The sequence below is a fragment of the Phenylobacterium sp. genome, assembly GCF_030645195.1.
Classification (GTDB): Bacteria; Pseudomonadota; Alphaproteobacteria; order Caulobacterales; family Caulobacteraceae; genus Phenylobacterium.
Map to the genome: position 1 here is coordinate 1 of NZ_JAUSLW010000137.1, position 6,824 is coordinate 6,824.

Below are 6,824 nucleotides of genomic sequence, written 5' to 3' on the forward strand. Positions count from 1 at the left end.
TTGGCCTTCAGATAGGTGACCAGCTTGCCGTCCGGCGACAGGGTCACGCCCCGCGCCCGAGGCCCCGTCAGGTCCGGCGCCGCATAGACCCGCTCAGGCGTCAGTTTCTCCGCGCGCGCCGCACCGACCATTAAACCCGCCATCAAGACACCCGCCAGGGATTTCATCGCCCGCTCAATGAGGCCGGCGATGAAAGGCATGGTCGGGGCCGTTGGCAAGGTCAGGTTTTGCCGCGCTACTACGGCAGCTGAGTCCGCGCCACGAGCTCCTTCACACTGGGAATTACGGCGGGAAATTCGCTACTTGGGTGAATGCCTCCAAGCACCTAAAGTATGCCTCATCAATTGGCGAGATCGAGTTGAAGCATGGATGTTCGCTACCAGTTCTTCATAAGCTCCACCTTTGAAGACCTCAGAGAAGAACGTCAGCAAGTAATTCAAGCGGTGTTGGAGCTGGGCCACATTCCGGTCGGAATGGAAATATTCCCCTCTGCGGAGGAGGCTCCTTGGGATGTAATTCGTCAAACTATAAAAGATAGTGACTATTATATAGTTCTGAGCGCCGGCAGATACGGAAATGTTTTTCCCGACGGCGTTAGTTTTACAGAGCGCGAGTTCGATCTGGCATCTGAATTAAAGATACCAATAACAGGGTTTATTCACGCAACCCCGCTCGATCTACCTAAGGCCAAAAGAGAAGACGAGCCTCAGCAGCGTCGCCGGCTAAGTTCTTTTCACGATAAGATCAGGCATAGGTACGTTCGAACTTGGTCCACCACGGAGGATCTCGGCCTTCAAGCCTCGAAGGCAATAATTCACGCCACTCGAAACCATCCCCGCACGGGCTGGGTACGGGCCGACCAAGCGAGATCGACGGCCGACTTGGCGAGAATCGAAGAACTTCGAGCGGAGATCGACGAGTTAAATAAAAAACTCGAGGACGCCAATTCCGAGCAACAGCAACTTCAGGACCTGATTCGGTCAACCGTCCTAGCCGAGGAAGACATCTCACCCGACCTGCTCGCTCAAGGGTCGGATGAGATAACATTTCCTATAAGCTATACATTAGATGGAAAGAAGTATCGCGAAGATATCCGATTCACTTGGGATGAGTGCATTGCCGCTATTGGCCCCGACCTTTATGGTCGCATGCATTGGCGTGATTTTCAGGGACGGTATGCCTTTGAAAGCTCACTGAACCCTCTACTTCGTCGCCACTTTTCCGGCCCCCAAGAAGCGAAAACTCTCCGGTACGATCGAGGAGATATTGAACGCCTGATGTTCCAGTTTAAGCAGCTCGGAATTATTATGATCGGGACGGCCGACAACGGATCGACCGGTTGGACTTTGACTCCCGGCGGAGAGGCACACGTGACCAAGCTCCTGGTTCGCTTGAAAGAACCAGGGAAGGGTCGGAAAGCGCGGAGCAAGACTACATCCGAGTAGTCGCAGAGCCCGGCCTAACTTTTCGCCACCATCGGCCGGGCCGGATTGCCCACCACGGTCACCCCGTCCGGCACTTCCTTCAGCACCACCGCCCCGGCCCCGACGGTCGCCCGCGCGCCGATCCGCAGCCAGCCCTTGATGGTGGCGCCGATGCCGATGAAGGCGCCCTCCCCCACCTGCACCCCGCCGGCCAGGTGGGCGCCGGGCGCGATATTGACCCCGTCGGCCAGGACGTTGTCGTGGTCCACCGTGCAGGCGGTGTTGAGGCTGCAATAGCGCCCGACGGTGGCGTCCATCTGCACGATGACGCCCGCCGAGATCACCGTGCCCACGCCGATCTTCGCCGAGGCCGAGACGGTGGCGGCCGGGTGGATGACCGTGGCCACCGTCCCGCCGCGGGCCAGGACCGCCTCGCTTAGGGATTTGCGGCGGCCGTCGCCGATGGCCACGAAGATGTCGTACGCCGACAGGAAGGCCGGATCGCTCAGCAGGTCCTCTCCGCCCAGCACCGGCAGGTGGGTCTTCAGCCGCTGCGCCTCATCGCCCACCTGCACCAGACCGGCGATCGGACGATCGGCGGCGGCGCAGGCGTCGATGATGATGCGGGGCAGGGTCTCGGCTCGCGCTGCCACCAAGGCGATCGGCTTCACGGCTGAAGACTTGTCCTTACCTACTCAGACCAGTTCGGACGGCTTGAGGTTGAGCTCCTTGAGCAGGGGCTCGGCATAGTCGACCCGGCCGGTCATGGTCTTGGGATCGCCGCTGGCCAGCTGGTAGACCGCCTCGGCGATGTACTCGATGGGCTGGACGCGGTCCTTGGTGGCCTCGTTGATCAGGCCGTGCACCGCCACGCCAGGGGTGTCCACCAGGCCCGGCGACACCACGTTGACCGCGATGTTGTCGGCATAGACCTCGGAGGCGAGACCCGTCGTGAACCGCTCAAGGGCCGCCTTGCACAGGCCATAGACCGTGCCGCCGCGGCCGCCGCGATAGGGCTTGGCCGGATGGATGCCGGCCGGCGAGGAGATGTTGACGATGTGGCCGGTCTTGCGCTCGATCATCGAGGGCAGGACCAGCTGCGACAGGTGGAAGGGCGCATAGACCTGCACCTCCATCATCAGCTTGAAGCGCTTCTCGGTGAACTCCACCACCGGCGTGAAATAGGTGATGGCGGCGTTGTTGATCAGGATGTCGATGGGGCCGTACGCAGCCACCGTCTCCTCCACCAGGCGCTCGCGCTCGATGGACTGGGCCAGGTCGGCCTTGATGAAGGTGGCTTCGCCGCCAGCCTTCCTGATGCGTTCCACGGTCTCCATCAGGGTGCCCGGCAGGCGGCTCTCGCCGTCCTGAGCGGTGCGGGCCGAGACCACGACCTTGGCGCCCTCCATGGCCAGGCGGGCGGCGATGGCCTCGCCGATGCCGCGGCTGGCGCCGGTGACCAGGGCGACCTTGCCCTTCAGATTTCCATTGGGGTTGATGCTCGCCGACATGAAATAACGCCCTCCCTGGGCTTTTTATGGTTCAAACAATTCCCAAGCCTCGCGCCGTTGGGCGATGCGCGCAAGCGCCGGAATGGCGGTCGGGCTCGCCTCCTGGGAGGAACCTCTCGCCAGCCGACGCGTGCATGTTAATCATCAGGCGACTTCAGCGAGGCTCAAGCCCATGTGGCGGACCATCTTCAACCTGATCCTGGTCGTGCTGCTGGGGTCCGCGGCGGCCTTCGTGGCCGCGCCCTGGTTCGCCTTCCGCGCCCTGAAGGCCGACGCGCGCGACGGCGACGTCCAGGGCCTGGCCGAACTGGTGGACTACACCGCCGTCCGCGCCACCCTGAAGACCCAGCTGGGCCCGACGCCCAACGCGCCGACCGCTCCGGCCCCCACCATCTGGACCGACCCCATCGGCGCGATGAAGCGGGCCCTGGAGCCCCTCACCCCGCCGCCGCCCGCCGTCGAGCGCTATGTCAGCGTCGAGGGCCTGCATGCCCTCACCCGCGGCTACGAGCCCGGCAAGGCGCCCCCCGAGCCGCCGGCGCCGGCCGCCCTGCCCGACCAGCTGATGGCCGCGGTCCAGGAGCCCTGGCCCTCCCTGCGCTACTGGGGTCCCAACCGCTCCCGCTTCGTGGTCCGCACGCCCGACAAGCCCGAGCGTGAGACGGTCTTCACCTTCCAGCGCCGCGGCTGGTTTGCGTGGAAGCTGGTGCAGATCCGCCTGCCCGCCGACGACGAGACCCAACCTTAGTTCTTGTTTCGTTCTCATTCTCTGCTAGGCTTCCCGCCAGCTTGAGGGAGAATTCCATGACCATCGGATACGTCACCATCGGCGCGCTGGATGTAGCGGCCGCCCTGCCGTTCTACGATGCGGTGCTCGGCGCCATCGGCTACCACCGCGCCTTCCTGGACGGCGGCTGGGCCGGCTACGGCCCCAAGGACGGCGACGCCAACGTCTTCATCTGCCCGCCCTTCGACGGCGAGCCGGCCCGGCCGGGCAACGGGATCATGCTGGCCTTCCTGGCGCCCTCCAAGGACGCCGTGCAGGCGGCCTATGACGCGGCCCTGGCCCAGGGCGGGGCCGACGAGGGCGCGCCCGGACCCCGGCCCGCCGACTCTACCAGCTTCTACGGCGCCTATGTCCGCGACCTGACCGGCAACAAGCTCTGCATCTTCACCAAGCCGAGCTAGGGGCGTCCGGCCAGCTTGACCACGGCGGCGCATGGCCCGATCGTGGCGGCTTCGAATGCAACCTGGAGCCCCGACCATGCGCGCCGTCGCCGCCCTCGCCTGCGCCCTGATGGCGACCCTGCCGCTCTCCGCCCAGGCGGGGATCTGCAAGAGCTGGAGCGCGCCGGTCCTGGCCGCCCAGATCGCCGCCAAGCCCATCGACGAGGCCAGCGGCCTGGAGGCGTCGCGGGCCTATCCCGGCCGACTCTACCACAACAACGATTCCGGCGATGACCTGCGGTTCTTCATCACCGACATGGCCGGCGGAAACCTGCGGGTGGTCAACCTCAGGGGGCCCAAGCCCGCCGACATCGAGGAGATGTCCCTGGGGCCCTGCGGCGGCAAGACCTGCCTCTATCTCGGCGACACCGGCGACAACGCCGGAGCCCGCTCGGAGGTGGCCTTCACGATCCTGCGGGAGAAGAAAACCTACGCCGAGACCGAGACGCCGCTGCGCGTGGTCCGCGCCCGCTACCCCGACGGACCGCACAATGTCGAGGCCTTCTCAGTCCATCCCAATGGCGACCTCTTCGTCGTCACCAAGCCGGTGGACAAGCAGATGACCAAGCCGGGCCGGGCCCTAGTCTACAAGCTGTCGGCCAATCAGCTTCGCCAGACCGACGGCGCGCAGGTCTTCACCAAGGTGGGCGAGTTGGACCTGCCCAAGCTGCTACCCGACCTGCCCTTCGTCGGCTGGATCGCCACCGGCCTGGACATCAGCCGCGACGGCAAGCGCGCCGTGCTGCTGACCTATATGACGGTGGTGGAGCTGGGCTTCGATCTGGCCGCCGGCGTGCCCGAGACGCTGGTCCCGGGCCAGAACGTCTCGATCTTCCGCGCCCCGCCGCTCGCCCAGCAGGAGGCCATCGCCCTGCTGCCCGACGACAGCGGATTCCTCTACAACAGCGAGGCCGCCCGGAAGGCGGCGACCTTCCCGCTGAACAGGGTGACCTGTACGGCGCGGTAAGAAGAAGGTCGTCCACGAACCTCACGAAGGACACGAACAACATCTCCCGACTGATGGTCCGCGTCCGGACTGGAGGCCAACGTCGCTATTCGACGGTGGGCTCAACGGGTGAGCCCACCACCCATAGCTGACGCTCGGGGAGTCCGCTTGTGGATCCGGCTTCGCCCCGGCACACTCACCCAATTCGGGTAAGGGTTTGACGGGTGGCGCAACCGGCTAGAGTGAGAGTCATCCTGCTGTCGCCGAGCGCGCGGGTCCTCATGATCAAGTATCTGAACACCGGGCCTAGCGGGGTGCCAAGACCATGCTGGACCCTAGCCGGCGGCGGTCTCGACCACGGCGAGACTATTGAACAAGCTGCGCTCAGAGAAGTCGCCGAAGAGACAGGAATGACGGACGTGCGGCTTGGCCCAATCGTCTGGTACGGCGAAGACAGACATAGGAGCGGTGATTGGAAAATCCTGTTCAAGGAGCACTTCATCCTTGCCTTCGCGCCAGCGGAAACAATCCAGACAGGAGGCTGGACCGAGCACGAGCGAGGGCAAATCCTTGAGACACGCTGGTGGCAAGTCGAGGATATTCGCTCCTCCGAAGAGGCCATCTACCCCTTCCAACTAGCTGACCTGCTTGAGCCTCTCACGCGTGGCGAATACCCCAGCGAGATTGTCACCTTGCCTCCGATCTGATCGAGGCGGACGCTAAACATTCGATTGCGCCCTTTGCTGACGTCGACGGGGTCTGGTTTCGGGGCGGTGTCAGGAACGTCGGCCTGTGGTTTCCGAGCTTGGGCCGGCTTGCGACCCGTTGCGGACAGTCACGGAGCCGAAGAGGGAGGGACCGGAGGCATGTCATCAAACACTGCGCAGCCGTCGGGGTACGCAATCCACGGCATCCCTTGCGCGCAGCGTACTGCAATGGTGGGGACCGGCAGCGTCGGATCGGCGAAGCAGCCTCCAGCAAATCCTGTCTGGCCGGGCCTCCACGCTCCGAAAGACCGCCAATAGATGGTCGAACCGCACCTTGAGCAAAACCAGCGTTTGCCGAAGCCGTCGAGCACCGCCAGCGGACCTTCCACCCGACTAACCTGTTCATCGTGGAAGTAGACCGACCATCCGAACGGCGCCCCCGTACGCCGTTTGCAATTGTCGCAGCTACAGAGCCCGCTGCTGACCGGCTCGCCCTCAACCTCGACTTCGCACGCCTGACACGCACATCGCGCTGTTCGAACCGTCATGGCATTCCCCCTGATTCCGGGAGCCGCCAACATCACGAGGGCGGCAGCGGAAGCCTGATCGTAGCGTCATCCTGCGTCCCCTTCCCACCCCGTTGCGGACATTCCCAGGGTCAGCTTGTCGGTCGTCGCCGCCATGTCAGCGGCCTCGCTGGCCTTCCGTTGGGGGCACACGCCTCGGAGCGCCTTGCGGCGAAGCTGAAGCCGTGACTTTAGGGGCCATGCCCCTCTATCCCGCCACCGCCGCCGACCTGCCCGCCATCGTCGATCTCGTGAACTCCGCCTATCGGGGCGAGACCTCGCGCCAGGGCTGGACCACCGAGGCCGACTATCTGGAGGGCCAGCGCACCGACCTCGCGACCCTCACAAGCGACCTCGCCGAGACCCCAGGCGCCGCCCTTTTCGTCTGGCGCGACGATCCTGACACGCCGCTGCTGGGAACCGTCTGGCTGGAGCCCGCTGAA

Annotated in this window: 9 protein-coding genes and 1 pseudogene; 6 read left to right on the forward strand and 4 right to left on the reverse strand. The window is 64.5% G+C overall.

Features of this window, described 5'->3' with window-relative positions:
* Positions 1-200, reverse strand: a 200-nt coding sequence (locus Q7T09_RS11500; protein ID WP_370689237.1) for a hypothetical protein, incomplete at its 3' end; no start/stop codon positions are given.
* 165 nt (positions 201-365) lie between these two features.
* On the opposite strand from Q7T09_RS11500, the gene Q7T09_RS11505 reads away from it, so the two are divergent.
* Entirely contained in the window at positions 366-1,445 is a 1,080-nt protein-coding gene (locus Q7T09_RS11505) for a DUF4062 domain-containing protein (protein ID WP_304699802.1), read from the forward strand.
* A 14-nt stretch (positions 1,446-1,459) separates the two neighbouring features.
* Here Q7T09_RS11505 and Q7T09_RS11510 read toward each other — a convergent pair whose 3' ends face one another.
* On the reverse strand, positions 1,460-2,095 hold the full coding sequence (locus tag Q7T09_RS11510) for an acetyltransferase (protein ID WP_304699805.1): 636 nt from the start codon (positions 2,093-2,095) through the stop codon (positions 1,460-1,462).
* Between the two features lie 24 nt (positions 2,096-2,119).
* A complete protein-coding gene (locus tag Q7T09_RS11515) occupies positions 2,120-2,935 on the reverse strand; it encodes an SDR family NAD(P)-dependent oxidoreductase (RefSeq protein WP_304699807.1) in 816 nt (271 codons plus the stop codon).
* 172 nt (positions 2,936-3,107) lie between these two features.
* On the opposite strand from Q7T09_RS11515, the gene Q7T09_RS11520 reads away from it, so the two are divergent.
* From Q7T09_RS11520 to Q7T09_RS11535, 4 genes are all read left to right on the forward strand, one after another.
* Positions 3,108-3,683: a DUF2939 domain-containing protein gene (locus Q7T09_RS11520; protein WP_304699808.1), complete on the forward strand. Its 576-nt coding sequence runs from the start codon at positions 3,108-3,110 to the stop codon at positions 3,681-3,683.
* Positions 3,684-3,739: 56 nt separating this feature from the next.
* Entirely contained in the window at positions 3,740-4,123 is a 384-nt protein-coding gene (locus Q7T09_RS11525; RefSeq protein WP_304699810.1) for a VOC family protein, read from the forward strand.
* A 76-nt stretch (positions 4,124-4,199) separates the two neighbouring features.
* Positions 4,200-5,129, forward strand: a complete 930-nt coding sequence (locus tag Q7T09_RS11530) for a hypothetical protein (protein WP_304699812.1) — start codon at positions 4,200-4,202, stop codon at positions 5,127-5,129.
* Positions 5,130-5,350: 221 nt separating this feature from the next.
* Positions 5,351-5,815 (forward strand): NUDIX hydrolase, encoded by a 465-nt coding sequence (locus Q7T09_RS11535; RefSeq protein WP_304699813.1) that lies wholly within the window; start codon positions 5,351-5,353, stop codon positions 5,813-5,815.
* A 128-nt stretch (positions 5,816-5,943) separates the two neighbouring features.
* Here the strand turns inward: Q7T09_RS11535 and Q7T09_RS20495 are convergent, their stop codons facing one another.
* Positions 5,944-6,396, reverse strand: a complete 453-nt coding sequence (locus tag Q7T09_RS20495; RefSeq protein WP_370689238.1) for a GFA family protein — start codon at positions 6,394-6,396, stop codon at positions 5,944-5,946.
* 185 nt (positions 6,397-6,581) lie between these two features.
* Between Q7T09_RS20495 and Q7T09_RS11540 the strand changes: the two are divergent.
* Positions 6,582-6,824, forward strand: a pseudogene (locus tag Q7T09_RS11540) (GNAT family N-acetyltransferase); the annotation flags it as partial.

Excerpts from the sequence above, each read along its gene's own strand:
- Q7T09_RS11525 (WP_304699810.1), top strand. The coding sequence starts at position 3,740 with ATGACCATCGGATACGTCACCATCGGCGCGCTGGATGTAGCGGCCGCC.
- Q7T09_RS20495 (WP_370689238.1), bottom strand. The coding sequence starts at position 6,396 with ATGTTGGCGGCTCCCGGAATCAGGGGGAATGCCATGACGGTTCGAACA.
- Q7T09_RS11530 (WP_304699812.1), top strand. The coding sequence starts at position 4,200 with ATGCGCGCCGTCGCCGCCCTCGCCTGCGCCCTGATGGCGACCCTGCCG.
- Q7T09_RS11505 (WP_304699802.1), top strand. The coding sequence starts at position 366 with ATGGATGTTCGCTACCAGTTCTTCATAAGCTCCACCTTTGAAGACCTC.
- Q7T09_RS11515 (WP_304699807.1), bottom strand. The coding sequence starts at position 2,935 with ATGTCGGCGAGCATCAACCCCAATGGAAATCTGAAGGGCAAGGTCGCC.
- Q7T09_RS11520 (WP_304699808.1), top strand. The coding sequence starts at position 3,108 with ATGTGGCGGACCATCTTCAACCTGATCCTGGTCGTGCTGCTGGGGTCC.